23 protein-coding genes and 1 tRNA gene are annotated in these 23,945 nt (G+C 63.2%); 7 read left to right on the forward strand and 17 right to left on the reverse strand.

The window, feature by feature from the left end:
* Window positions 1-18: 18 nt before the first annotated feature.
* Entirely contained in the window at window positions 19-1,389 is a 1,371-nt protein-coding gene (locus EOC83_RS05090) for an alpha-glucosidase/alpha-galactosidase (protein ID WP_063170044.1), read from the forward strand.
* A gap of 5 nt (window positions 1,390-1,394) precedes the next feature.
* On the opposite strand, the gene yacG is transcribed toward EOC83_RS05090, so the two are convergent.
* The 9 genes from yacG to EOC83_RS05135 form a co-directional block, all read right to left on the reverse strand.
* On the reverse strand, window positions 1,395-1,592 hold the full coding sequence (gene yacG / locus EOC83_RS05095) for a DNA gyrase inhibitor YacG (protein ID WP_013530195.1): 198 nt from the start codon (window positions 1,590-1,592) through the stop codon (window positions 1,395-1,397).
* Window positions 1,589-2,218, reverse strand: coding sequence for a Maf-like protein (locus EOC83_RS05100; RefSeq protein ID WP_013530196.1), 630 nt, complete (start codon window positions 2,216-2,218; stop codon window positions 1,589-1,591). The genes yacG and EOC83_RS05100 overlap by 4 nt, the downstream gene beginning before the upstream one ends.
* 21 nt (window positions 2,219-2,239) lie before the next feature.
* Complete coding sequence (gene infA / locus EOC83_RS05105) at window positions 2,240-2,458, reverse strand: translation initiation factor IF-1 (RefSeq protein WP_006200926.1); 219 nt, start codon at window positions 2,456-2,458, stop codon at window positions 2,240-2,242.
* An 87-nt stretch (window positions 2,459-2,545) separates the two neighbouring features.
* Window positions 2,546-3,016, reverse strand: a complete 471-nt coding sequence (locus tag EOC83_RS05110; RefSeq protein ID WP_013530197.1) for a low molecular weight phosphatase family protein — start codon at window positions 3,014-3,016, stop codon at window positions 2,546-2,548.
* Window positions 3,004-3,489, reverse strand: a complete 486-nt coding sequence (locus tag EOC83_RS05115) for a UPF0262 family protein (RefSeq protein ID WP_013530198.1) — start codon at window positions 3,487-3,489, stop codon at window positions 3,004-3,006. The genes EOC83_RS05110 and EOC83_RS05115 overlap by 13 nt, the downstream gene beginning before the upstream one ends.
* A gap of 6 nt (window positions 3,490-3,495) precedes the next feature.
* Entirely contained in the window at window positions 3,496-4,788 is a 1,293-nt protein-coding gene (hisD, locus tag EOC83_RS05120; RefSeq protein ID WP_024504780.1) for a histidinol dehydrogenase, read from the reverse strand.
* Between the two features lie 7 nt (window positions 4,789-4,795).
* Window positions 4,796-5,230 (reverse strand): DUF2948 family protein, encoded by a 435-nt coding sequence (locus EOC83_RS05125; RefSeq protein WP_013530200.1) that lies wholly within the window; start codon window positions 5,228-5,230, stop codon window positions 4,796-4,798.
* Window positions 5,231-5,435: 205 nt separating this feature from the next.
* Window positions 5,436-6,728 carry a UDP-N-acetylglucosamine 1-carboxyvinyltransferase gene (gene murA, locus EOC83_RS05130; protein ID WP_013530201.1) on the reverse strand — a complete coding sequence of 431 codons (1,293 nt, stop codon included), beginning with the start codon at window positions 6,726-6,728 and terminating at the stop codon, window positions 5,436-5,438.
* Between the two features lie 130 nt (window positions 6,729-6,858).
* Window positions 6,859-7,053 carry a hypothetical protein gene (locus EOC83_RS05135; RefSeq protein ID WP_013530202.1) on the reverse strand — a complete coding sequence of 65 codons (195 nt, stop codon included), beginning with the start codon at window positions 7,051-7,053 and terminating at the stop codon, window positions 6,859-6,861.
* Between the two features lie 159 nt (window positions 7,054-7,212).
* Between EOC83_RS05135 and EOC83_RS05140 the strand changes: the two genes are divergently transcribed.
* Window positions 7,213-7,287: transfer RNA gene (locus tag EOC83_RS05140), tRNA-Thr, on the forward strand.
* A 320-nt stretch (window positions 7,288-7,607) separates the two neighbouring features.
* Window positions 7,608-9,182 (forward strand): DUF882 domain-containing protein, encoded by a 1,575-nt coding sequence (locus tag EOC83_RS05145; RefSeq protein ID WP_063170045.1) that lies wholly within the window; start codon window positions 7,608-7,610, stop codon window positions 9,180-9,182.
* A gap of 301 nt (window positions 9,183-9,483) precedes the next feature.
* On the opposite strand, the gene EOC83_RS05150 is transcribed toward EOC83_RS05145, so the two are convergent.
* The 3 genes from EOC83_RS05150 to EOC83_RS05160 form a co-directional block, all read right to left on the reverse strand.
* Entirely contained in the window at window positions 9,484-10,008 is a 525-nt protein-coding gene (locus tag EOC83_RS05150; RefSeq protein ID WP_013530204.1) for an OsmC family protein, read from the reverse strand.
* Between the two features lie 110 nt (window positions 10,009-10,118).
* On the reverse strand, window positions 10,119-10,655 hold the full coding sequence (locus tag EOC83_RS05155; protein WP_024504783.1) for a carboxymuconolactone decarboxylase family protein: 537 nt from the start codon (window positions 10,653-10,655) through the stop codon (window positions 10,119-10,121).
* 87 nt (window positions 10,656-10,742) lie between these two features.
* Complete coding sequence (locus EOC83_RS05160) at window positions 10,743-11,825, reverse strand: sigma-70 family RNA polymerase sigma factor (RefSeq protein WP_164745812.1); 1,083 nt, start codon at window positions 11,823-11,825, stop codon at window positions 10,743-10,745.
* Window positions 11,826-12,052: 227 nt separating this feature from the next.
* Here EOC83_RS05160 and EOC83_RS05165 point away from each other — a divergent pair, with 227 nt between their 5' ends.
* Together EOC83_RS05165 and EOC83_RS05170 are read left to right on the forward strand one after the other, a co-directional pair.
* Entirely contained in the window at window positions 12,053-12,958 is a 906-nt protein-coding gene (locus EOC83_RS05165) for a MurR/RpiR family transcriptional regulator (RefSeq protein ID WP_013530207.1), read from the forward strand.
* A gap of 57 nt (window positions 12,959-13,015) precedes the next feature.
* Window positions 13,016-14,332, forward strand: coding sequence for an ArgE/DapE family deacylase (locus EOC83_RS05170; RefSeq protein ID WP_063170048.1), 1,317 nt, complete (start codon window positions 13,016-13,018; stop codon window positions 14,330-14,332).
* Window positions 14,333-14,356: 24 nt separating this feature from the next.
* Here EOC83_RS05170 and EOC83_RS05175 read toward each other — a convergent pair whose 3' ends face one another.
* From EOC83_RS05175 to EOC83_RS05195, 5 genes are read right to left on the reverse strand one after another with little or no spacing between them, the layout of a single operon-like run.
* Window positions 14,357-15,391: a branched-chain amino acid ABC transporter permease gene (locus tag EOC83_RS05175; RefSeq protein ID WP_027162307.1), complete on the reverse strand. Its 1,035-nt coding sequence runs from the start codon at window positions 15,389-15,391 to the stop codon at window positions 14,357-14,359.
* Complete coding sequence (locus EOC83_RS05180) at window positions 15,388-16,263, reverse strand: branched-chain amino acid ABC transporter permease (RefSeq protein ID WP_063170049.1); 876 nt, start codon at window positions 16,261-16,263, stop codon at window positions 15,388-15,390. Before EOC83_RS05180 ends, EOC83_RS05175 begins: the two co-directional genes overlap by 4 nt.
* Window positions 16,264-16,275: 12 nt before the next feature.
* Window positions 16,276-16,989 (reverse strand): ABC transporter ATP-binding protein, encoded by a 714-nt coding sequence (locus tag EOC83_RS05185; RefSeq protein WP_013530211.1) that lies wholly within the window; start codon window positions 16,987-16,989, stop codon window positions 16,276-16,278.
* The gene (locus tag EOC83_RS05190) at window positions 16,986-17,723 is read right to left on the reverse strand and encodes an ATP-binding cassette domain-containing protein (RefSeq protein ID WP_024504790.1); all 738 of its coding nucleotides are present in this window, start codon (window positions 17,721-17,723) and stop codon (window positions 16,986-16,988) included. Before EOC83_RS05190 ends, EOC83_RS05185 begins: the two co-directional genes overlap by 4 nt.
* Window positions 17,724-17,726: 3 nt before the next feature.
* Window positions 17,727-18,980, reverse strand: coding sequence for an ABC transporter substrate-binding protein (locus EOC83_RS05195; RefSeq protein ID WP_063170050.1), 1,254 nt, complete (start codon window positions 18,978-18,980; stop codon window positions 17,727-17,729).
* 190 nt (window positions 18,981-19,170) lie between these two features.
* On the opposite strand from EOC83_RS05195, the gene EOC83_RS05200 reads away from it, so the two are divergent.
* Together EOC83_RS05200 and metH are read left to right on the forward strand one after the other, a co-directional pair.
* Window positions 19,171-19,989 (forward strand): alpha/beta hydrolase, encoded by an 819-nt coding sequence (locus EOC83_RS05200; RefSeq protein WP_063170051.1) that lies wholly within the window; start codon window positions 19,171-19,173, stop codon window positions 19,987-19,989.
* A gap of 129 nt (window positions 19,990-20,118) precedes the next feature.
* The gene (gene metH / locus EOC83_RS05205) at window positions 20,119-23,928 is read left to right on the forward strand and encodes a methionine synthase (protein WP_063170052.1); all 3,810 of its coding nucleotides are present in this window, start codon (window positions 20,119-20,121) and stop codon (window positions 23,926-23,928) included.
* Window positions 23,929-23,945 lie beyond the last annotated feature (17 nt).

The raw sequence follows: 23,945 nt of genomic DNA on the forward strand, positions 1-23,945 counted from the left end.
CATATGCCGGAGGTTAGCATGGCAAGAAATCCCAAGATCACGTTCATCGGCGCCGGCTCGACGGTGTTCATGAAGAACATTGTCGGCGACGTGCTGCAGCGCCCGTCGCTGTCCGGCGCGACGATCGCGCTGATGGACATCAATCCGCAGCGGCTGGAAGAGAGCGCCATTGTCGTCAACAAGCTGATCGCGACGCTTGGCGTCAAGGCGAAGACCGAGACCCATTCGGATCAGCGCAAGGCGCTGGCCGGCGCCGATTTCGTCGTCGTCGCCTTCCAGATCGGGGGCTACGAGCCCTGCACCGTCACTGACTTCGAGGTGCCGAAGAAATACGGCCTGCGCCAGACGATCGCCGACACGCTCGGCGTCGGCGGCATCATGCGGGGCTTAAGGACCGTGCCGCATCTGTGGAAGGTGTGCGAAGACATGCTCGCCGTCTGCCCGCAGGCGATCATGCTGCAATATGTCAACCCGATGGCGATCAACACCTGGGCGATAGCAGAGAAATACCCTGAGATCAGGCAGGTCGGCCTCTGCCATTCGGTGCAGGGCACGGCAATGGAGCTGGCTGAAGACCTCGACCTTCCCTACGAAGGGATCCGCTATCGCTCGGCCGGCATCAACCACATGGCGTTCTATCTGAAGTTCGAGCATCGCCAGCCGGACGGTTCCTACCGCGACCTCTACCCAGATCTCGTGCGCGCCTATCGCGAAGGCCGCGCGCCCAAGCCCGGCTGGAACCCGCGCTGTGCCAACAAGGTGCGCTACGAGATGCTGACCAGGCTCGGCTATTTCGTCACCGAGAGCTCGGAGCATTTTGCCGAATATACGCCCTATTTCATCAAGGACGGCCGCCCGGACCTGATCGAGAAGTACGGCATCCCGCTTGATGAATATCCCAAGCGCTGCATCGAGCAGATCGAGCGCTGGAAGGGGCAGGCTGAAGCCTATCGCTCGGCCGATCGCATCGAGGTAGAGCAGTCCCGGGAATATGCCTCCTCGATCATGAATTCAGTCTGGACCGGCGAGCCGTCGGTGATCTACGGCAATGTCCGCAACAATGGCTGCATCACCTCGCTGCCTCGGGATTGCGCCGCCGAAGTGCCGTGCCTGGTCGATGCCTCCGGCATCCAGCCGACCTATATAGGCGAGCTGCCGCCGCAATTGACCGCGCTGATCCGCACCAACATCAACGTGCAGGAACTGACGGTGCGGGCTCTGATGACCGAGAACCGCGAGCACATCTACCACGCGGCGATGATGGATCCGCACACCGCGGCCGAACTCGATCTCGACCAGATCTGGTCACTGGTCGACGATCTCTTGGCCGCTCACGGCGACTGGCTGCCGGGCTGGGCGCGGGTGGCGCGCAAGACCGAGGCCGCCTGACGACCTCATTTCGGAGCGTCGGGATCCGTCTCTTCCTCGTCATCGCGGGCCTTGATGACATAGGCGCCCTTCAGCCAGCGGTTGAGGTCGATGTCCTTGCAGCGCGTCGAGCAGAACGGAAAGCTGTCGCGCGCCGAGGGCTTGCCGCATTCGGGACAGGGGCGCTTTGGGCGCAAGGGCGTGACTTTGGGATCGGAATTCACAGCCGGGTTCCCGCCAGCCAGCCGCCATGCACCTTGAAGCCTTCGCCGCTCAGCAGCGCGATGGTCTCATACAGCGGCAGCCCGACGATGTTGGTGTAGGAGCCGACCAGCTTGACGACGAAGGCGCCGGCGAGGCCCTGGACGGCGTAGCCGCCCGCCTTGCCGCGCCATTCGCCCGAGGCGATATAGGCGTCGATCTCTTCGCGCGGCAGCCGCTTGAAACGCACCCGCGTCTCGACCAGGCGCTGGCGCAGCTTGCCACCCGGGGTGATAAGGCAGATGCCGGAATAGACCCGATGCGAACGGCCCGACAACAGCCCGAGACAGTTGGCGGCGTCGTCGAGGGTTTCTGCCTTGGGCAGGATGCGCCGCCCGACGGCAACCACCGTGTCGGCGGCCAGCACGAAACCCGGCGCATAGTCGGCTTCGGTCTTCAGTGACGCAAACGCCTTTTCGGCCTTTTCCTTCGACAGCCGCTTGGCCAGCGAGCGCGGATGCTCGGCACGCAGCGGCGTCTCGTCGATATCGGCCGGCAGCACGCGGTCCGGCTCGATCCCGGCCTGCTGCAAGAGCTCGATTCGGCGCGGCGAACCCGAGGCAAGCACCAGCTTCTGCAAAATGCTCATCGCGGACCAGTCGGGCTTTGCTTACTTGAAACGATAGGTGATGCGGCCCTTGGTCAGGTCGTATGGCGTCATCTCGACCAGAACCTTGTCGCCGGTCAGCACGCGGATGCGGTTCTTGCGCATGCGGCCGGCCGTATGGGCGATGATTTCGTGTTCGTTTTCGAGCTTTACCCGGAACATCGCGTTCGGCAACAATTCCGTCACGACACCCGGAAACTCGAGGACTTCTTCCTTCGGCATTCGATACCTTTGCTTGGATGGTAGTTCCAGCACCCTGGCCGGAATTTCGGCGGAACCTATATGATAATCGTCCGCTTGTGAACACGCTTAATCCGTCGCGTTTTTTGCCTCTGGAAGCAAGAAACGTCGGCCTATGCGCACCTTCAGCCGCTCGCGGACGTCCCGGTACGCTGCCATGATCTGTTCGCGCGTGCCACCGGCGTCGGTCGGGTCCGGCGTCGGCCAATATTCGACCTCGACGGCGAGCGAGCGGGTGAGTTCGAGTGCGGCGTGGTGCGCTTCGGGTGCCAGCGTGACGATGAGGTCGAAATAGTCGTCCTCGAGATCGTCCATCGTCCTTGGGTGGCGCTCGCCCAGCGTGAGATCTTCTTCGGCCAGCACCGCATCGACGAACGGATCGCGCTCGCCGGCGCGAACGCCGGCCGAAGCGACAAAGACGGTGGCGGGCAGCATCCGGCGCGCCAGCTGCTCCGCCATTGGCGAGCGCACGGCATTCATGCCGCACAGGAACAGGATCGAACGGGGCAGGGCGCCGGGCGACAGGGCTAGCCCCGCCAGTGCAGCACGCAGACCAGCGTGAACAGCCGGCGCGCCGTATCGAAGTCGATGTCGATCTTGCCGGACAGCCGGTCCATCAGCGTCTGCGAACCTTCATTGTGCAGGCCGCGGCGGCCCATGTCGATCGCCTCGATATGGCTCGGCGTCGAGGAGCGGATGGCGTCGTAGTAGCTTTCGCAGATCATGTAGTAATCCTTGACGATGCGCCGGAGCGGCGTCAGCGACAGGATATGGGTGACGACGGCGGTGCCATCCTCGCGCGCCACGGCAAACACCAGCCGCTGCTCGGCCAGCGACAGTTTCAGCCGGTAAGGGCCGTCGCCGCTGTCATTGACGGGCTGGAAACTGTTCTCCTCGATCAGGTCGAAGATCGCCACTGCACGTTCATGCTCGACATCCGGCGTTGACCGGCCGATCGATTCATCGAGTTCGACATCGATCAGCCTGGCGCGGGTTTGATCGGGGCCAGACATCGCCGCCTACATGTTCAACCGTATGGCGACGGAGCGTCCATGCGCGTCAAGACCCTCCGCCTTGGCCAGCGCAATCGCCGCCGGCGCCAAGATACGCAACTGCTCCGGTCCAAGCTTGAGGATCGACGTGCGCTTGACGAAATCGAGCACGGACAGGCCGGACGAGAAACGCGCCGAGCGCGCCGTCGGCAGCACATGGTTAGAGCCGCCGACATAGTCGCCGATGGCTTCCGGCGTGTGGCGGCCGAGAAAGACCGCACCGGCATTGCGCATCCGCGACAGGAAGCCCTCGGCGTCGTCGATGGCCAGTTCGACATGTTCGGCGGCGATGCGATCGACCAGCGGCAGCGCGGCGTCGATGGTCGACACCTGGATCACGGCACCAAAATCGCGCCAGCTCGCCGCTGCCGTTTCAGCGCGTGGCAGGCTCTGCAACTGGCGCTCGACCGCCTGTTCGACCGCGATGCCGAAAGCCGGATCGTCGGTGACCAGGATCGACTGCGCCGAAGCGTCGTGTTCTGCCTGGGCCAGCAGGTCGGCAGCGATCCAGTTCGGATCGTTGCTGCCGTCGGCCACGACAAGCACTTCCGATGGCCCGGCGATCATGTCGATGCCGACGGTGCCGAAAACCTGGCGCTTGGCTGCCGCGACATAGGCATTGCCCGGGCCGACGATCTTGGCGACCGGCCGGATTGTCTCGGTGCCATAGGCGAGGGCGGCGATCGCCTGCGCGCCGCCGACGCGGTAGATTTCGGACACGCCTGATATGTCCGCTGCCACCAGCACCAGCGGATTGATGATGCCGCCCGGCGCCGGCACGACCATGACGATGCGCTCGACGCCGGCCACTCTGGCCGGCACGGCGTTCATCAGCACCGAGCTCGGATAGCTCGCCGTACCGCCCGGCACATAGAGCCCGACGGCCTCGATCGCCGTCCAACGCCAGCCGAGCTCGACGCCGGCGGCATCTGTATAGCGATCGTCCTTCGGCCGCTGCCGTTCATGATGCGAGCGGATGCGGTCGCGCGCGAACTCCAGCGCCTCGATCGTCTTTGGGTCGGCCGTTTCGTAGGCGGTTGCGATGTCTTCCTTAGACACGGCAATGCCGAGGCCGGTCAAATCGGCGCGATCGAATTTCCGCGTATAGTCGATCAGTGCCGCGTCGCCCTCGGCGCGCACGCGCGCGATGATGTCGCGCACCGCGGCATCGACATCGGCGGAGACCTCCCGCTTGGTCGTGAGGAAGGCGGCGAAACGTTGCTCGAAATCGGCATCGGACTGACGAAGCGTGATGGCCATCGGACGCTCAGGCCTTGTGGATGGGGCGCGAGGTGGCTTCCCACGCCCCGCCGATGTCGGCAAGACGGGCCTCGATGCACTCGACGTCGAGCATGATCGCACCGCCGCCCGAGAAGATCAGCTCGACGATGCCGGCCGGCTTGCTGATCTCGATGAAGCTGATCGCCAGCAGCGACAGGACTTCGGCAGGCTTGTCGCGGTCAATACCGCTGGTCTTGGCCCCGAGCACGCGGTCGAAATGCAGCACGGCCTGCCGTCGCTCATTATGCTGGCGAAACAGGCCGGATTTTGCCTCCCAGACGAAACGGTTCATGGTCAGCAGGAAACGCTTGGCCGCGGGGAGGAATTCGAGGTCGCTGACTTTCAGCACGGCATCCTGGACATGAGCCGAAACGATGCTCAGATCCTGGTCGTCGAGCGCGATAAGCTTAAGGGCGGTCATACGGATTTCGCACCTGAAGGTTGATTGTTCAGCCTTCTGTTAGGCGGTCTTGGCGATCGGTGCAACCGCACCAACAGCTGCAGCTCTGCGCTGCCCCTCATCGCCCTGCCGGGCACTTCTCCCCGGATAGTGACGGGGAGAAGGACGCTGCCGCGAAGGATTTCGCCAATCTCCTGCGCTGCTAGAGAGGAGCCGAGGTCGCGGGCTACGCCGAAATCCGTTCGATCACCGCGCCGCAGTTGGACAGCTTTTCTTCCAGCCGCTCGAAGCCGCGATCGAGGTGGTAGACGCGGTTGACCGTGGTCTCGCCTTCCGCCGCCAGGCCGGCGATGACCAGCGAGACAGAGGCGCGAAGATCGGTCGCCATGACCGGCGCGCCCTTCAGCTTCGGCACGCCGTCGACGATCGCCGTCTGGCCCGAAAGCGTGATGTGAGCGCCGAGCCGCGCCAGTTCCTGCACATGCATGAAGCGGTTCTCGAAGATCGTCTCGGTGATGCGCGACTTACCCTTGGCCATGGTCATCAGGCCCATGAACTGCGCCTGCAAATCGGTCGGGAAGGCCGGGAAGGGTGCTGTCGTCACGTCGACCGGCGAAATGCCGGCGCCGTTGCGCCTCACCCGGATGCCGGAATTGGTCGGCGTGATCTCCGCACCCGTCTGGGCGATCACGTCCAGTGCGGTCTGCAGCAGGTCCGCACGCGCGCCTTCGAGCACGACGTCGCCGCCGGTCATGGCGACGGCCATCGCATAGGTGCCGGTCTCGATGCGGTCGGGAATGACGCGCACGCGCGCACCGGAGAGCGATTCGACGCCGTCGATGGCAATGGTTGGCGTGCCGGCGCCGGAAATCTTCGCGCCCATGGCGTTGAGGCACTCGGCCAGATTGACGATCTCGGGCTCGCAGGCGGCATTTTCCAGCACCGTCTCGCCCTTGGCGAGTGCCGCGGCCATCATCAGCACATGGGTGGCGCCGACCGAGACCTTCGGGAAGATATAGCGGTTGCCGACAAGGCGGCCATTCCGGGTCTTGGCGATGACATAGCCGGTGTCGACGTCGATATCAGCGCCCAGCGCCTGGAGGCCCTCGAGGAACAGATCGACCGGCCGCGTGCCGATGGCGCAACCGCCCGGCAGCGACACTTTTGCTTCGCCCATGCGCGCCAGCAGCGGGCCGATCACCCAGAACGAGGCGCGCATCTTCGACACCAGCTCGTAGGGCGCTGTGGTGTCGACGATGTTGCGGGCGGAGAAGTTGATGGTGCGCGAATAGCCCTCATTCTGCTTCTCGCGGCGGCCATTGACCGAATAATCGACGCCGTGATTGCCCAGGATGCGGATCAGCTGCTCAACATCGGCCAGATGCGGCACGTTTTCCAGCGTCAGTGTGTCGTCGGTCAAAAGCGAGGCGATCATCAAAGGCAGCGCCGCGTTTTTCGCGCCCGAGATCGGAATGCTTCCGGAGAGCTTGTTGCCCCCGACAATTCTGATGCGATCCATGGAAGAACGTCCCTCTCGGCCAAAAAAGGGCCGGTTCAATCGTTTGAGTAGCGGCCCGTCTAGACCATTGGCCAATCTGGTTCAAGAAATAGGATTTCGCCCACCCCAGGCCAAGAGTGACCTATTTGAGTTAATCTTTTTGTATTTTCTTCGATGCAGCGAGCCCGTCCGGACGCAGGTCGGCCTCGCCGGTCCGCCGCGAGCGCGACTGCGCCTTGCGCTTCTGCAGATTGGCGCGCAATTGCTCGGCGAGCCGATCCTTGCGGATTGTTGCGCTGCTTTTCGGTGGACCATCCTTTTTCACTGGAATTGTCTTGTCGTCCATCGCCCATCCCGCCGGCGACCCACCAGCTTGCTGTTCAGGGATAGCCAACATTGTGGCACTGCCATGTCATTAAAAGCCATCCGGCAAAGCCTTTCACAGAAGCGTTGCACTTGGCCTTGCGCTTGCCGGTTCGATATGGCAGAAGCCCCGCCATCAGCGGCTGCGGTAGCTCAGTGGTAGAGCACTCCCTTGGTAAGGGAGAGGTCGAGAGTTCAATCCTCTCTCGCAGCACCAGTTTCCAACATCCCTGTTGCCGCACGATCGTCCTCTGCATTTGCGAGGGCGAGGCGGGTACATGGGATGGCGCGGCCCTCGTGCCGGCAGACCCGATCAGCGGTTCATTGCTTCAGAAAATGGCTGCCACAGGCAAATCCAGCCGAAGCGCATTCCGGCAAGACACGATTCATTAACCAAGATGCTATTCATCGACATGACGTATTGTGGCATGGATGCCCGTCTTCGCCGGTCAGATCCATGCTTGTCAGGAAGAGGGCCGAAAGGCTCCTGATCTGGGCGGAAATCTAAATCGCCCGAAACAAAAGAACGTGCAAGGCATGAACGTGAGCGAAAACGTGCAAAACGCCCCCGGTGCTTCCCGTCTTTGGACCCTGCCTGCCATCATCGCAGCGTTCCTTTGCCTGTGCGCTACCGGCGCGTTCGCGGAGACGCGTGCTTTGAGGATTCAACATCTCCATACGGGCGAGAAGGCTGAAATCGTCTTCAAGCGCAATGGGCGCTATGATCCGGCGGGATTGAAGAAGATCAATCTCATGCTGCGCGACTGGCGTCGCAACGAACCGACGAAGATGGATCCGCGCCTGCTCGATCTTGTCTGGCAGGCCTATCGCGCCAGCGGCTCGACAGCCTATATCCATGTGGTCAGCGCCTATCGTTCGCCGGCGACGAACGCCATGCTGCGCAGCCGCTCGAAGGGTGTGGCCCGGGAGAGCCAACACATGGTTGGCCGCGCGATGGACTTCTTCCTGCCGGATGTGCCGCTGAAGAAACTGCGCGACATCGGCCTCAAAATGCAGGGCGGCGGCGTGGGTTATTACCCCACCTCCGGTTCGCCTTTCATACACATGGATGTCGGCAATGTGCGGCATTGGCCGGGCATCAGCCGCCAGGAACTCGCCAAGGTATTTCCGAACGGCAACACACTGCATGTGCCGAGCGACGGCAAACCGCTGCCCGGCTATGAGCAGGCGTTTGCCGCCTACAAATCGCGCAAGGGCGCCGGCACGCCCAACATCGAGCTGGCAAGCGTCGACGGCGGCCAACGCAGGCCGCGTGGCCTGCTGGCGACGCTCTTGGGCGGGGGCGGCGCAGACGAGTCCGATGATGTCGCCGAAGCGGTGCCGGCGCCACGCAAACCGGCGAGGTCCGTCGAACCCAGACCGGCCGGACAGGGTATCGCTATCGTGCCGCCGCAGGATGCCCAGCGGGCTGACATCCAGATTGCTGGCAGCGATCCAGGCGAAGAACCGCTTGCCGGGCAGAAGGGGAAGACGCCTGAAGCGATCGTCATGGCGATGGCGCCGGGCTCAGTGCCGCTGCCGGCCTTCGCACCGCGCGCCGAGTTCACGGCACCCGTTCCCACCCCGGAAACCGCACCGTTGGCAATCGCCGGCGCGTCCACGGCGCAGGCCGAGCTGGCCGTTGCCAAGCCGGACGCCGCGAATGCCGATGCCGCTGCCACGAGCGTCGCGCCGGAGATGATGGCGCTCAACGTCCCATTGCCGACATGGCGGCCGGAAAGCCAGTCAAGCCCGACGCGCCAGTTGGAAGCAGCCAAATCTGGCGATGCCATCGGTGTCTTGCTGGCCATGCATCACCCCGACGACGGGCTGGCCGGCGAGCGGATCGCGGCGCCGGCGTCAAAGCCAGAAGATCGCGTCAGGACGAACCCCAAGGCCGATCGTGTCCAGCGGCGCCCCGATTCCGAGGCAGATCGCGCTATTACCGGTGGGGCCGCATCAACAGGGGCGCCCATGATTGCCGCCAATTTCATCCGCACGGCGCCGGAGCATGTCTATCTCGATGGATTCCAACCGCGGGGACGGACGTCCGATCACCGCCGCTTCACCGGCTCCGCGGTGAAATTCCTGCCCATCGCCAGTTTCAAATAGAGGGCGAAAGCACCGTTCGATCCAGTATCGAAATGTGTTGCGCCATATCGATGGCCGGGGCGGTCACGGGGTTCGCAATGCCGAACCCTTCCGCGCTATAACACTTGGCGAGCAGCGCGCTACTGCAGCGGGCAGTCGGCTCGTTGCTGTCGGCCGCCATCCGTTGCCTTTCGAGCAGATCGCCCCGCGAAATTGCCAGGATCGTGGTGGCGCAAACGTGCACGAGGCACATTTGGCCCGCCGGCCGCAACCGGCGGGACTAAGCCACAGACCGCCCAGCGGGCGAGTTCTGCGACAAGGATCACGCCTGGTGAATCACCAATTCGCTGGTCATGGGAATTCCTCTAAGGGCGCCAAGCACCATGTTGTGCGAGATCGCGCGCTCATGAATTTTCTCCAGATCGGCGCGGGGCGCCGAAGAACACACGGTCGCGCTGAGGTGCAGGGACACGTAGCAATGCCGGGCGTCCACGGGCGCCGTGAGCCCATCAAGTCCGTCGAACTCGCCACGCGGGTCGAACACGCCTTCCGCGATGAAATCGACCGAACGAAGATCGACCCCCGCATGCGCTGCCAGCATCGGATAATCCGAGCCGGCGCACACAGCCGCCGCGGCAAAGATCTGCTCCCAGGGAAAGACGGCGGTCGGCGAATTGTCCTTGAGGCTCGCCGGTCGCTCCAGTAGCGGTGTTGTGTAAGGATCGCCTGATTGCGGGTCGAAGCGGTAGCGGGCACGATAGGTGCCACGCACCGCGTCACCGTGTTTCTTTAGCACGGACACGATATCTTTGACTGTGCTGACGGTTTCTCCGAAGACTACTGGCATCTTTACCTCCCTGTAAAATGAGAATTCCACTCCCTATTCCGGTCCGCGGATGCCGACGATGGTTGCCGCGGCCTGGCCCCAATCCCGACAATGTGCCGACAAGGCTCGCGCTACTTGGCAGGCGCGGCAGCCTGAGCGTCGCCGCCGAGATCCTTCTTGAAGGTCTCAAAGTCGACCTGCATGCCGTTGAAGATCGTGCTCCAGTGCCGTGACAGAGCGGCGATAGCGACGGCCTCTTCGATCTCGTCCTCCGTTGCGCCCGCCTGTTTTGCGCTCTCGGTGTCTTCCCAGATGCAATACTGGCAGGGAATTTGTGCGGAGACGGCGAGCGAGATCAGAGCCTTGACCTTCGGCGGCAGGGCGGTTTCGCTGGAGAACTGCAGAGCCTTCACCTCTGCCCAGGCGCCCGGCAGCGCTGCTTTTGAAACCTGATGGAGAAAGGTCGGCACCGAGCCGAGCGTCCGCTCGACGTCCTTATAGGTGGCGTCGACCTCAGCTTGACCGGCCCAGCCTAAGCCTGATGACAACAATGTGGCGCAGACGACAGTCGATGCGAACGCCGTGTGAAGGAGGCGGCGCGAGCGGCTGGGCCCGAGCTCGCCGTGGTGTGCGATGGAAGCAACATGGGAAACTGCGAAGGCGAACATGATCTCTCTCCTCTTTGGAACCATTTGCGTCCGGGCCAGATGATGCCCGCGTGCTGTAAGGAGTCACGGACGGGAGAAAAAGTTCGATCAGTCGTCGTCGATTCTAGGCGGACGCGGCGAAAGATGAAGATGCAAGCGTCGGGCCTTGCCGTCTCGCTGAAAGATCACCAGGACGACACCCGGCGGGCAGTGGAAAGGGTCTTCCGGCGGATTGACGAATAGTCCCTCGATCACGGTGACCTGGCTGGCGCTGAGAATGCGCTGCGGTTCCAGGCGGACGCCGGCTTCCGTGTCGGCGTCGACTTCCCAGGCAAGGAATGAGCGACCCAGCACTGGTTTGCTCGTCCCGCGGACAAGATGCAGGTCCTCTGCAAAGTGCCCAAGGAAGCGGTCACGCTCGCCATGCTGGTTGAGCCCATTGAAAATTTCGGAGTAGAATCGCTGGCGCTCGCGAGACTGCGAGCGAGCCTCTGTGTCGGCAAGGCCCGCCGTTTCCAGCAGCATCTCGGCAAGCTTGCGTTTGGCTTGCGACAAACGACTGCGAACCGTCCCAATCGGGACACCCAGAATGGCGGCCAGTTCCTCGTAAGACTGATAGCTTCCGAAATAGCGCAACATGGCGGTAGCCTGCAGCGGCTCGGGAAGCTTGCGTAGCGCGTCCCAAACCCATTCGCGAAGCGCGACTTTCTCCAGCCGCTCCTCAATGCTTGCGCGTTCGTCTGGGCGGTCTGGAATGTCGGCGGTCAAGATCTCGCGTCGTCGTCGACGCAATTGTTGCAGGCAACAGCGGTGCAACACAGTGCGAAGCCAGCCACCGACGGCTTGCGGATCCTTGAGTTCGCCGATGCGCCTCAGCGCGATCAGGAAAGTCTCATGCACAGCATCTTCGGCGTCCGACCCATAGCCGAGCATGTTCAGCGCTATCGCATAGAGCCGTGCGCGATGACGTTCCAGCAGCAGGCCGAGGCAACCACAATCGCCGCCCCGAGCGGCAAGGGCCAGTTCGGCATCACTCGGCACGATATGAGTTTCGTAGCCCATGGACTTAAGATGCATCAACTGGCGAAAAAGTTCGAATGCCAGTTCAGCTTCGTCACGATCCGTGTTCGGCGGGCACCAGTTCACCAATGACGCTTTGATGGGGTTTTGGATTGAGGTTATGACCCTCACTTCACGTCCGTAACAACCGGCCCCGAAACGGGGTCCGTGAGAACCAGGCTCGCCGCCAAGATACTCAAGCGAGATCGAAAGTGCATATGGCAGTGAGCAAGGATTGGATTCTGGCGGATGCGGGCGATCTACGCGGCTAGATTCAATCCTGTAAAACTTTTTCCAGATTTGACACCATTTCACAAAATTGTAAGATAATCATCTTCCGTCAGCGATAGGCGATGACCATGTCGATCCGCGAAGAACTGGCCAACACGACCGTGGCGTTCACCTCCGCGGAAGAGAAGATCGTCCAGGTCCTGCTCGCCGATTACCCGATGTCGGGGCTGGGCACCGCAACCCGGCTGGCACGGCGCGCCGGCGTCAGCGACCCGAGCGTGACGCGGCTGATGACCAAGCTTGGCTATGTCGGCTTTGCCGATTTCCAGGCACGCCTGCTCACCGAAGTCGAATCCAGGCTGCATTCGCCGCTTTTGATGATGGAGGCCAAGCGTCCGGGCGGCTCCAGCGAAGGCACCGCACTTGCCTATTTCCATTCGGTTTCCGACAGCCTGGAGCGTACGCGCACGGCTGTGCCGGTGCAGGCCTACACGCGCGCTGTCAACATGCTGCTCGAGAGCAAGGGCCAGGTCGTGCTGCTGGGCGGCCGGTTCAGCCGGCATATCGCCTCCATGCTGGCCGGCTATCTCCTGCAGTTCCGCTCCGGCGTGCGCGACATCGGTTCGTTGAGTCCCGCCGATTTCGACCTGTTGATCGACCTTGGCAAGCGCGACCTCCTCGTCGTGTTCGATTACCGGCGCTACCAGTCGGACGTGGTGAGCTTTGCCCAGCAGGCCAAGGAGCGCGGCGTCTCCATCCTGCTGTTCACCGATGTCTGGCTGTCGCCGATATCTGACATCGCGGACCTGACCATGGTCGCGGCGATCGACGCCAACTCGCCGTTCGACACGCTGGCGACGGCCGTTGCCCAGATGGAAACCGTCTTTGCCCACGCGCTGGAGGGCCATGGCGCCGGGGTGCGCAAGCGCATCGAGGACATCGAGAAGATCCGCAGCGCCAACGCGGTCACGCTCGATACCGTCCTATCGTCATCGGCCGACGACGCCGCCAAATCCAAAGCCACAAGGAAATAGTGTCGTTGCGCTCAGTGCAGCGATGCAAAGCGCCGCGACGCAGAAAAGGAAGCGACAATGCCCGACAACCAGACCATCATCGACGCCGTGCAGGCTGAGATCGAGACCGATCGCGACTGGTTGATCGGCCTGACCCGCGACATGGTCCGCATCCCTTCGGTCAACCCCAAATTCGAGCCCAATCCGGCGATCAACCGCGAGGCGGATGTCCAGGCGCTGCTCGAACCGATCCTCAAGCAGGACGGGTTCAGGACAGAGCAATGGGATGCCTTGCCCGGGCGGCCCAATCTGGTCGGCGAATGGGCGGGAGACGAGAGCCGCAGCCTGATCCTGTGCGGCCATATCGACGTCGTGCCGGTCGGCGCGATGAAGGACTGGTCGGTCGATCCGTTCGGCGGCGAAATCACCAATGGCCGGCTCTATGGCCGCGGCGCCGTCGACATGAAGGGCGGCGTCGCCGCTTGCATCGCCGCCGCGCGCGCGATCCGCAAGGCGGGCATCACGCTGCAGGGCCGGCTCGCCATCCACTCGGTCGTCGACGAGGAAGCCGGCGGCTTCGGCGCCATGGACGCGGTGAAGAAGGGCAAGCTCGCCAAGGCGGTGCTGGTCGCCGAACCGACCTGGGGCGATGTCCTGCCGGTCGAAGGCGGGCTGGAATGGGCGCGGGTGACGATCCGTGGCCGCAACGCCCATTCGGCGCTGCGCTACAACGAGATCTATCCGCAGCGCCACGACAAGGACCGGCTGGAGCCGGGCGTCAATGCGATCGAGATCGCCGCCCGCTTCATTGCCGCCGTGCGCCAGTATGAGCTGGACCGGACGCGAGCAAAATCGCATCCGCTGCTGCCGCTCGGCATGAACACCATCAACATCGGCGTCATGCATGGCGGCACCGGCCTTGGCGAGCACGGCCTGCCGACCGTGATGACCAACCCGGCCATCATTCCCGATGTCGCGGTGCTCGATCTCGACATGAAATTCCTGCCCGACGAGAATTCGGCCGACTACCGCCGCGATTTCGAGGCGTTCGTCCACCATTTCGCGCAGACCGATGCGTGGCTGCGCGACAACCCGCCTGCGATCCAATGGGAGCTCGGCGGGCTGCATTTTCCGCCGATGAACACGCCGGTCGACCATCCGCTGGTGAGATCGCTGATGAAGCGCAAGGCCATGGTCGGCAAGGCGCCGCAGGCGCGTGGCTTCGTCGCCGTGTGCGATGCCGCGCACTATGCCGGCGCCGGCGTCGACGGTGTCATCTTCGGCCCGTCAGGCGACGGATTTCACGGTTCCGACGAGTATGTCGAAGTCGAATCGGTGGTCGAGACCGCCAAGGTGATCGCCGCTTCGGTCATCGACTGGTGCGGCATCCGCTGAGGCGGAGCCGCCAGTCCGAAACGGTCAGGCCGGGCGCTTCAGGCGTCCGGCGACGGCGCCCCATGAAGCCTTGATCATGCCGACCAGGCCGCTCGGGTAGGCCAGCATCACGCCGATGATCAGCACCGCCGTGATCATCGGCCGCCACGCGCCGAAATCGGCCATCCATTCGGCGAAGATCGTCAGCACGAAAGAGGCGATGATGGCGCCGTAAATAGTGCTGGTGCCGCCAAGCAGCACCATCGACAGGATGATGGTCGCAAGGCTCATGCCGAAGACGTCGATCGAGGCATTGCGCTGGTAGGCGGCGTAGAAGGCGCCGGCGATGCCGGTGAAGAAGGCGCTCGCGGCAAGCGTCAGCATGCGCTGGCGCACGATCGAGACGCCGCGGCTGATGGCGTATTCCTCATTGTCGCGCAAGGCGACGATGCTGGCCCCGGTGCGTGAGCGCACGAACACGCGCAGGAACAGGGTGCTCGCCACCAGCAGCGCCAGCGCGATGTAGAAATAGGCTGATTTGCCGTCACGGACCATGTTGTGGTCGAACACGTATAGCCCGGGAATGCGCACCAACCCTTGCGTGCCGCCGGTGATGGCGGACTGGCTGATGATTACTTGCATCACCAGCTGCGCGAAGCCGAAAGTGACCAGGATGATGTAGATGCCCTTCAGCCGCAGGATCGGGATGGTCACCAGGATCGCCGCCAGGGTGGCGATGACACCGCTGGCAAACAGCGCGATCCACGGGTCGAATTCGGCCAGCTTGGTGAGCAGGCTGTAGGCATAGACGCCGATGCCGAACAGCGCCAGATGGCCGAAATTGAAGACGCCGCCATAGCCGAGGCTGAGGTCCCAGTTCGAGGCGACGATCGCATAGATGAAGGCCATGATCAGAATGTGGCGGGCATAGGTGTCGCCGAAGATCAGCGGCAGCAGTGCCAGAAAGGCGAAGCCGAGCACGAAGCCGATGGCCTCCTGCTTCCACGGCGTGCGGCCGGGAGCGATCGGGGTTGCCGCCTCTGTGTGGCTAAGGGTGATCGGCGATGTCGTGTCGGTCATGCTAGGCCTCGGGAGCGGCTGGCAAAGATGCCCTCGGGGCGCACCATCAGGGTCAGGATCAGCACGCCGAACAGCAGCGCCGGCGTCCAGTACAGGCCGAAATAATAGCTGCAGGCGGCCTCGAAGAAGCCGATCAGATAGGCGGCGAAGATCGGTCCCGAGATGCTCGATATTCCGCCGAAGACGACGACGATCAGCGCCTTGAGCAGCGGGTCGCTGCCCATCACCGGCGACATGAAACGATAGCCGCCCATGAAGATGCCGGCGAGGCCTGCAAGCGACGCGGCAATGGCGAAGGCCAGCCCATAGAGCGCGGTGACGTTCAGCCCGACCAGATGGCTGGCATCTTCATTCTGCGCCACGGCGCGCAGCGCCAGCCCGAGCCGCGTGCGGTTGAGGAACATCCAAAGTGCGGCCAGGATCAGCGGCGTGATGACGATGATGGCGATCTGGTGCAGGGAGACGCCGACGCCGCCGATGGTGGTGTTGCCGGTGATCAGCGCCGGGATCTGCTTCGAGCGCGGTCCCCAGATGGTCAGCGCGCCGTTCTCGATCAGCGACCCGGCTGCCAGCGTGGTGATGACGACGACCAGCACGATGTTGGGTCGGCCGATCAGCGGCCGCACGACACTCGCCTGCAGGATCCAGCCGACGCCGGCCATGACGACGACGGCGATGGGAAAGGCGACCGCCGCCGGCAGGCCGAGTTCGACCAGCTGCCAGGCGATGTAGGCGCCCAGCATCATGAACACGCCATGGCTGAAATTGAACACGCCGATCGTCGTCCAGACCAGAGCCAGCCCGACCGCCATCATGGCGTAGAGCGAGCCCTGGAACAGGCCGCCGAACAGGATTTCCGCCAATGCGCTCATCTTCGGATTTTCCTAATGGCCAAAATACATCGACATGATCTCGCCGTGGTCGAGGCTTTCGCCCGGCTTGATCTCGGTCGCAACGGCGCCATGGTTGACGAGGTAGAGTTGCTGCGTCAGTTCCAGCAGGAATTCGATGTCCTGCTCGACGACGATGAGCGGTACGCCGCCGCGCGAAATGTCCATGACGGAGGCGCAGAGCTCGTCCTTGATCTTGGGCGCCAGCCCAAGCGTCGGCTCGTCGAGGATCAGCAGGCGCGGATGGCTCATCAGCGCCGTGCCGATCGACACCATCTGGCGCTCGCCGCCCGACAGCGTGCGCACGCGCTGGCGCCAGCGTTCCGCCAGTTTCGGGAACAGCTTGACCACCTTTTCGCGGTTTTCCGCCTCATGCGGCCGGGCCCGCGGCGAATAGGCGCCGAGCGCCATGCAGTCGGCGATCGAGAGATCGGGAAACAGCCGGTTGCCTTGCGGCACATGGATCAGGCCGGCGCCGACGATGGCGCGTGCGCTGTGGCCGACAATGTCTTGCCCGTCGAACAGGATGCGGCCGCTCTTCGGCTGCAGAAGCCCGGAGATAGCACGCAGCAGCGTCGTCTTGCCATGGCCGTTGGGGCCGAACAGGCCGACATTGCCGAAACGGCCGGCCTCCAGCGAGATATCGTGCAGCACGGTGACGCGGCCATAGCCGGCGGTGACGCCTTCGACGCTGAGAATGGGATTCACGCCGCCGACCTCCTCGTGCCGAGATAGGCCTCGATGACGTGCGGATCGGCGATCACGCCTGCCGGATCGCCGGCGGCCAGGACGCGGCCATTGTTGAGCACCAGCAGATGCTGCGAAAGGCTCATCAGGAAAGTCAGCACGTGCTCGATCAACAGGATGGTGATGCCGCGTTCGGCGGTGCGGCGGATCAGGCCGATCGACGTCTCGATCTCGGGTTTGGTCAGGCTCGATGCCGGCTCGTCGAGCAAGAGCATGCGTGGCTGCATGGCGATCGCCGTGGCAAGCATCAGGCATTTGCGCTCGAACACGGACAATTCGCCGGCAAGCCGGCCGAACGACTGGGATCCCAGGCCGACGAACTCCAGCGCCTCGGCGGCGGCATTGCGGGCCGTGGCCGCTGTCTTTTCCTGCTTGCCGTAGCTGGCGCCGATCAGCGCGTTCTCGAATACGGTCAGCCCGTCGAAGCTGGTCTCCCGCTGAAAGGTCCGGGCAAGGCCGAGGCGCGCGATGGCGTGTCCCGATTTGCCGTTTATGGCAATGCCGTCAAAGCGGATGTTGCCCCGGTCGGGCCCGAACGGGATGCCGGTGATGATGTTGAACAGCGTGCTCTTGCCGCTGCCGTTCGGGCCGGCGATACCGAAGATCTCGCCGGCCTCGACCTTGAACGACACGCCATCGACGGCCTTCAGCGAACCGAAGGCCTTCGACACGTCGTCCAGTTCAAGCAGGGCCATTCCCTACTTCATCCAGGGCTGGAGCTTGAAGGCGCCGGTGGCATATTTCTCAGGCGAGATCAGCGTGCGCTGGCCATCCCAGATCTGGAAGAAGGTGATCGGAATATAGTCGTCGCCCTGCGTGGCCAGGTGGGTGGCGGGATCGAATTTCAGCCGCCCTTCCGCGACCTGCTTGTCGGTCTCCGACAGCGCCTTCATGATCGCCGCATGGTCGGATGCGCCCCCGACCTTCTTGACCGCATCGAAATAGACATTGGTCATTTCGTAGAGGCCGACGCCGTAGGTGCCGCTCTCGACGCCGTATTTTGCCTTGAACTTGGCTGCCACCTCATCGGCGCGCGGGTTCTTCGGCGTCGTCAGCGCGCCGCCGAGCAGGTTGTAGATGATGCCATCCGATTTCTTGCCGGTCAGCTCGACGAATTCCGGAACGCTCGGCGCGTATTGCAGGAAGACGAGGCTCTTGGTCGGCTGCTCGAGGAACTGGTTGAGGAACGACGCCGAATTGCCCGGCAGATAGTCGGTGTTGATGACGACATCGGGAACGTTCTCGCGCACCTTGGCGAGGATCGAACGCCAGTCGGTCACTTCGCCGAAGGGTACGATCTCGTCGACGGTGATGGTCCAGCCCTTCTCCTTGAACGTCTTCTTCATGCCTTCGGAGATGGTCTTCGAATAGGCATTGTCGGACGAGATGATGGCGACCTTCTTGGTCGGCAGGGTGATCTTGCCGTCGGCCGCGAGCTTCTCGACGAACAGGGTGACGTCGGTGTTGTAGGCGTCGAAGGAAGGCGTCAGTGACCAGCAGCACATGTATTTGTCGGGGCTCGGCGCGATGATGTCCCTGGTCTGCTGCGAGGTGGCCGCCAGCATGTAGGGCATTTCCGCCTCGGCCATGTTGTCGATCTCGAAATTGGTCAGGCTGGCATAGCCGGTCAGCATGAAGTGTACGCCCGGATCGCCAAGCAGGCGTTCGACGGCGCTGGTGACGTTGCCGGCGGACTGATCCTTGACGTCGCCGACCACCAGTTCGAACGTATCCCCGGCAACGCCGCCGGCTGCGTTCGCTTCGTCGATGGCCATCTGCACGCCGCGCTGGAATTCCTGGCCGTCCGCCGCGGCAGGGCCGGTGAGCGGCGCAAGCAGGCCGATCTTGACGACGTCGGCAAAGGCGGGGGCGGCTGATGCGGCAAACATGCCGATCAACGTCGTGCTCATCAGCATATGGCGGATTCGACTTGCGGCGGATTTGGGCTTCATCGTGCTGTTCCCTGTTTTCCTCCCGTTCATCGGGAGTTGGATAATTGACAATCTACGCATAATTGTTCTTATTTGAAAAGGATTTTTCAACGCAACCTGGCCGGGAAGATGGTTCCCGCAAAGGTATGGAAGCCGTGGCGCTTTGCTGCGCAACTGCATTAAAACAGGGCAAGTCCCGACGGAGCGGACAATGACGATCTCGCAGAAGACCCTTGAAACCAGCCACGGCAAGATCGCGGTGCGTGAGACCAGCGGCCAGGGAACCGCTGTCATGCTGATCCACGGCAATTCATCTTCCAGTGCCGTTTTCCGCAACCAGTTGGACGGCCCGTTGGGCGAGCGATATCACCTCATCGCTCCCGACCTACCCGGCCATGGAGCGTCCGGCGATGCGATCGATCCAGAGCGTTCCTACAGCATGGAAGGCTATGCCGATGCCATGACCGAAGTGCTCGGGCTGCTCGGCATCGACAAGGCCATCGTCTTCGGCTGGTCGCTCGGCGGCCATATCGGGCTTGAGATGATCGACCGCTTTCCCGGCCTGCTTGGCTTGATGATCACCGGCACGCCGCCTGTCTCGCCCGAGGAGGTCGGTAGCGGATTCAAGCCGAGCCCGCATATGCATCTCGCCGGGCAGGAGACCTTCACCGGCGCCGACGTGGAGGCCTATGCGCGCAGCACTTGCGGCGAGCCGTTCGAGCCGTTTCTCATCGACACGGTGGCGCGCACCGATGGACGGGCGCGGCGCCTGATGTTCGAAAAGTTCGCGGCCGGCACTGGCCGGAACCAGCGCGAGATCGTGGCCGGCAAGACGCCGCCGATCGCCGTTCTGAACGGCATCGACGAGCCATTCGTCAACACCGATTTCGTCTCCGCTGTGAAATTCTCCAATCTATGGGAAGGCAAGACCCATCTGCTCGACAAATCCGGCCACGCGCCGTTCTGGGATTCGCCGGATCGCTTCAATCCGGTCCTCGCCCGCTTCCTGGCAAGCGTCGACATAGCGTAGGTCCGTCGGAAACCGGCGCCACGGACCCGCCTTCGCGTTGGGTGGGTGACAATCACGCGCATCTGTCGTATATTGACATAAAGATATCCTTATGTGACATGAAAAGGCCTGTCGCCAAAGGGATAAAAAATGTCGCAGAATTCTGCCTCGCTGGACGCATTGTTCGGCCCCGTCGCGGCAAAACCGGACGGCCCGGAAGTGCTTGCCGCGCTGACAGCGGCGGCACGCGAGCGCATTCTCATCCTCGACGGCGCCATGGGCACCCAGATCCAGGGCCTCGGGTTTAACGAGGACCAATTCCGCGGCGAGGCTTTCGCCGGCTGCGCCTGCCATCAGCAGGGCAACAACGACCTTTTGATCCTGACCCAGCCCGGGGCGATCGAGGAGATCCATTATCAATACGCCATCGCAGGCGCCGACATCCTGGAGACCAATACTTTCTCCTCGACCTCGATCGCCCAGGCCGACTACGGCATGGAAGATGCCGTCTATGCGCTGAACCGCGATGGCGCGCGGCTGGTCAGGCGCGCCGCTGTTCGGGCCGAGCAGCAGGACGGCAAACGAAGGTTTGTCGCCGGAGCGCTCGGGCCGACAAACCGCACCGCCTCGATGTCGCCCGACGTCAACAATCCCGGCTATCGCGCCGTGACCTTCGACGATTTGCGCCTCGCCTATGGCGAGCAGCTGCGCGGGTTGATCGATGGCGGCGCCGACATCATCCTGATCGAGACCATCTTCGACACGCTGAACGCCAAGGCGGCGATCTTCGCGGCGGAAGAGATCTTCATCGAGAAGGGCGTGCGCCTGCCCGTGATGATATCGGGCACCATCACGGACCTCTCCGGCCGCACGCTGTCGGGCCAGACGCCGACCGCCTTCTGGCATTCGGTGCGCCATGCCAACCCCTTCACCATCGGCCTCAACTGCGCGCTCGGCGCCAACGCCATGCGAGCGCATCTGGCCGAAATATCCGGTGTCGCCGACACCTTTGTCTGCGCTTATCCGAATGCCGGCCTGCCCAACGAATTCGGCCGGTATGACGAAAGCCCGGACTTCATGGCCGCCCAGATCGAGGATTTCGCGCGTGAGGGACTGGTCAATGTCGTCGGCGGCTGCTGCGGCTCGACGCCGGAGCACATCCGCGCCATCGCCGAGGCGGTGCGGAAGTATCCGCCGCGCGCCATTCCGGACATTGAGCCCAGGATGCGCCTGTCCGGGCTGGAGCCATTCACGCTCACCGACGAGATCCCCTTCGTCAATGTCGGCGAGCGAACCAATGTCACCGGCTCGGCCAAGTTCCGGAAACTGATCACGGCGGGCGACTATGTCGCCGCGCTCGACGTCGCCCGCGACCAGGTCGCCAACGGCGCGCAGATCATCGACATCAACATGGACGAGGGTCTGATCGATTCGAAGAAGGCCATGGTCGAATACCTCAACCTGATCGCCGCCGAGCCGGACATCGCCCGCGTTCCTGTCATGGTCGACAGTTCGAAATGGGAGATCATCGAAGCCGGCTTGAAATGCGTGCAGGGCAAGCCGCTGGTCAACTCCATCTCGATGAAGGAGGGCGAAGAAGCCTTCCTGCATCATGCCAGGCTGGTCCGCGCCTATGGCGCCGCCGTCGTCGTCATGGCCTTCGACGAGGATGGCCAGGCCGACACCAAGGCGCGCAAGGTCGAGATCTGCACCCGCGCCTACAAGCTCCTCACCGAGCAGGCCGGCTTCCCGCCCGAGGACATCGTCTTCGATCCCAACGTGTTCGCCATCGCCACCGGCATCGAGGAGCACGACAATTACGGCGTCGACTTCATCGAGGCGGCCGGCGAGATCACCGCCACGCTGCCGCATGTCCACATTTCTGGCGGCGTGTCGAACCTGTCTTTCTCGTTCCGTGGCAACGAGCCGGTGCGCGAGGCCATGCATGCCGTATTCCTTTACCATGCCATCCAGCGCGGCATGGACATGGGCATCGTCAATGCCGGCCAGCTCGCCGTCTACGATACGATCGAGCCTGATCTGCGCGAGGCCTGCGAGGATGTCGTGCTCAACCGCGCGCCCAAGGCCGGCGGCACCGCCACCGAACGCATGCTGGAGATCGCCGAACGCTTCAAGGGCACGGCCGGCAAGGAAGCGCAGGAGCGCGATCTCGTCTGGCGCGAATGGACTGTCGAACAGCGGATCAGCCATGCGCTGGTCAACGGCATCACCGAATTCATCGACGCCGACACCGAGGAAGCACGGCTTGCCGCCGAGCGGCCGCTGCATGTCATCGAAGGCCCGCTGATGGCCGGCATGAACGTCGTCGGTGATCTGTTCGGCGCGGGAAAGATGTTCCTGCCGCAAGTGGTGAAGTCGGCGCGGGTAATGAAGCAGGCGGTGGCTGGACTGCTGCCGCACATGGAAGCCGAGAAGCTGGCAAACGCCGCCAACGGCATCGACAATGGCGAACGCAAAACGGCCGGAAAAATCCTGATGGCGACGGTCAAGGGCGATGTCCATGACATCGGCAAGAACATCGTCGGCGTGGTTCTCGCCTGCAACAATTACGAGATCATCGATCTCGGCGTCATGGTGCCGGCGGCCAGGATCCTGCAGACGGCGCGCGAGCAAAATGTCGATATCATCGGCCTGTCCGGCCTGATTACGCCGTCGCTGGACGAGATGGCGCACATGGCCGCCGAGATGGAGCGTGAAGGCTTCGACATTCCGCTGCTGATCGGCGGCGCGACGACCAGCCGCGTGCACACGGCGGTGAAGATCCACCCGCGCTACAGCAAGGGGCAGACGGTCTATGTCACCGACGCCAGCCGCGCGGTCGGCGTGGTCTCATCCTTGCTGTCCAACGAGAGCAAGCGCGGCTTTGTCGATACGGTGCGCGCCGAATACAAGAAGGTCGCCGATGCGCATGCCCGCTCGGAAGCCGACAAGCAGCGTTTGCCGCTGGCCAAGGCGAGGGCCAATGCGCATCGGATAGACTGGTCCGAATATGAGCCGCCGAAGCCGTCCTTCACAGGCGTGAAGGTGTTCGAGAACTGGGACCTGACCGAGCTCGCGCGCTACATCGATTGGACGCCGTTCTTCCAGACCTGGGAGCTGAAGGGCCGCTATCCCAAAATACTCGAAGACGAGGCGCAAGGTGCCGCCGCACGCCAGCTGTTCGAGGATGCGCAGGCGATGCTGAACAAGATCATCGCCGAGAAATGGTTCGCGCCGCGCGGCGTCATCGGCTTCTGGCCGGCCAACACCGTCGGCGACGACATCAGGCTGTTTACGGACGAGAAGCGGTCGCAGGAACTGGCGACGTTCTTCACCTTGCGCCAGCAACTGACCAAGCGCGACGGCAAGGCCAATGTTGCCCTGTCGGATTTCGTCGCGCCGGCGGAGTGCGGCAAGGCCGATTACATCGGCGGCTTCATCGTCACCGCCGGCATCGAGGAGGTGGCGATCGCCGAACGCTTCGAACGCGCCAACGACGACTATTCCTCGATCATGGTCAAGGCGCTGGCCGACCGCTTCGCCGAAGCCTTTGCCGAGCGCATGCATGAGAAGGTGCGCAAGGAATTCTGGGGCTACGTGCCAGACGAATCGTTGGCGCCGGACGAGCTGATCGGCGAACCCTATCGCGGCATCCGACCGGCGCCCGGCTATCCGGCTCAGCCCGACCATACGGAGAAGGCGACTTTGTTCCGGCTGCTCGACGGCGAAGGCAATGCCGGCGTGAGACTGACCGAAAGCTATGCGATGTGGCCGGGTTCATCCGTCTCGGGGATCTATCTGGCGCATCCCGAAAGCTATTATTTCGGCGTCGCCAAGATCGAGCGCGACCAGGTCGAGGATTATGCGCGCCGCAAGGCGATGCCGTTGGTCGAGGCCGAGCGCTGGCTTGGCCCCATCCTCAACTACGTGCCGGCACACTATGCCGAGGCGGCTGAATAGCCGATGCCGGCGCGCCT

Source organism: Mesorhizobium sp. Primo-A, from assembly GCF_003997175.1.
Classification (GTDB): Bacteria; Pseudomonadota; Alphaproteobacteria; order Rhizobiales; family Rhizobiaceae; genus Mesorhizobium; species Mesorhizobium ciceri.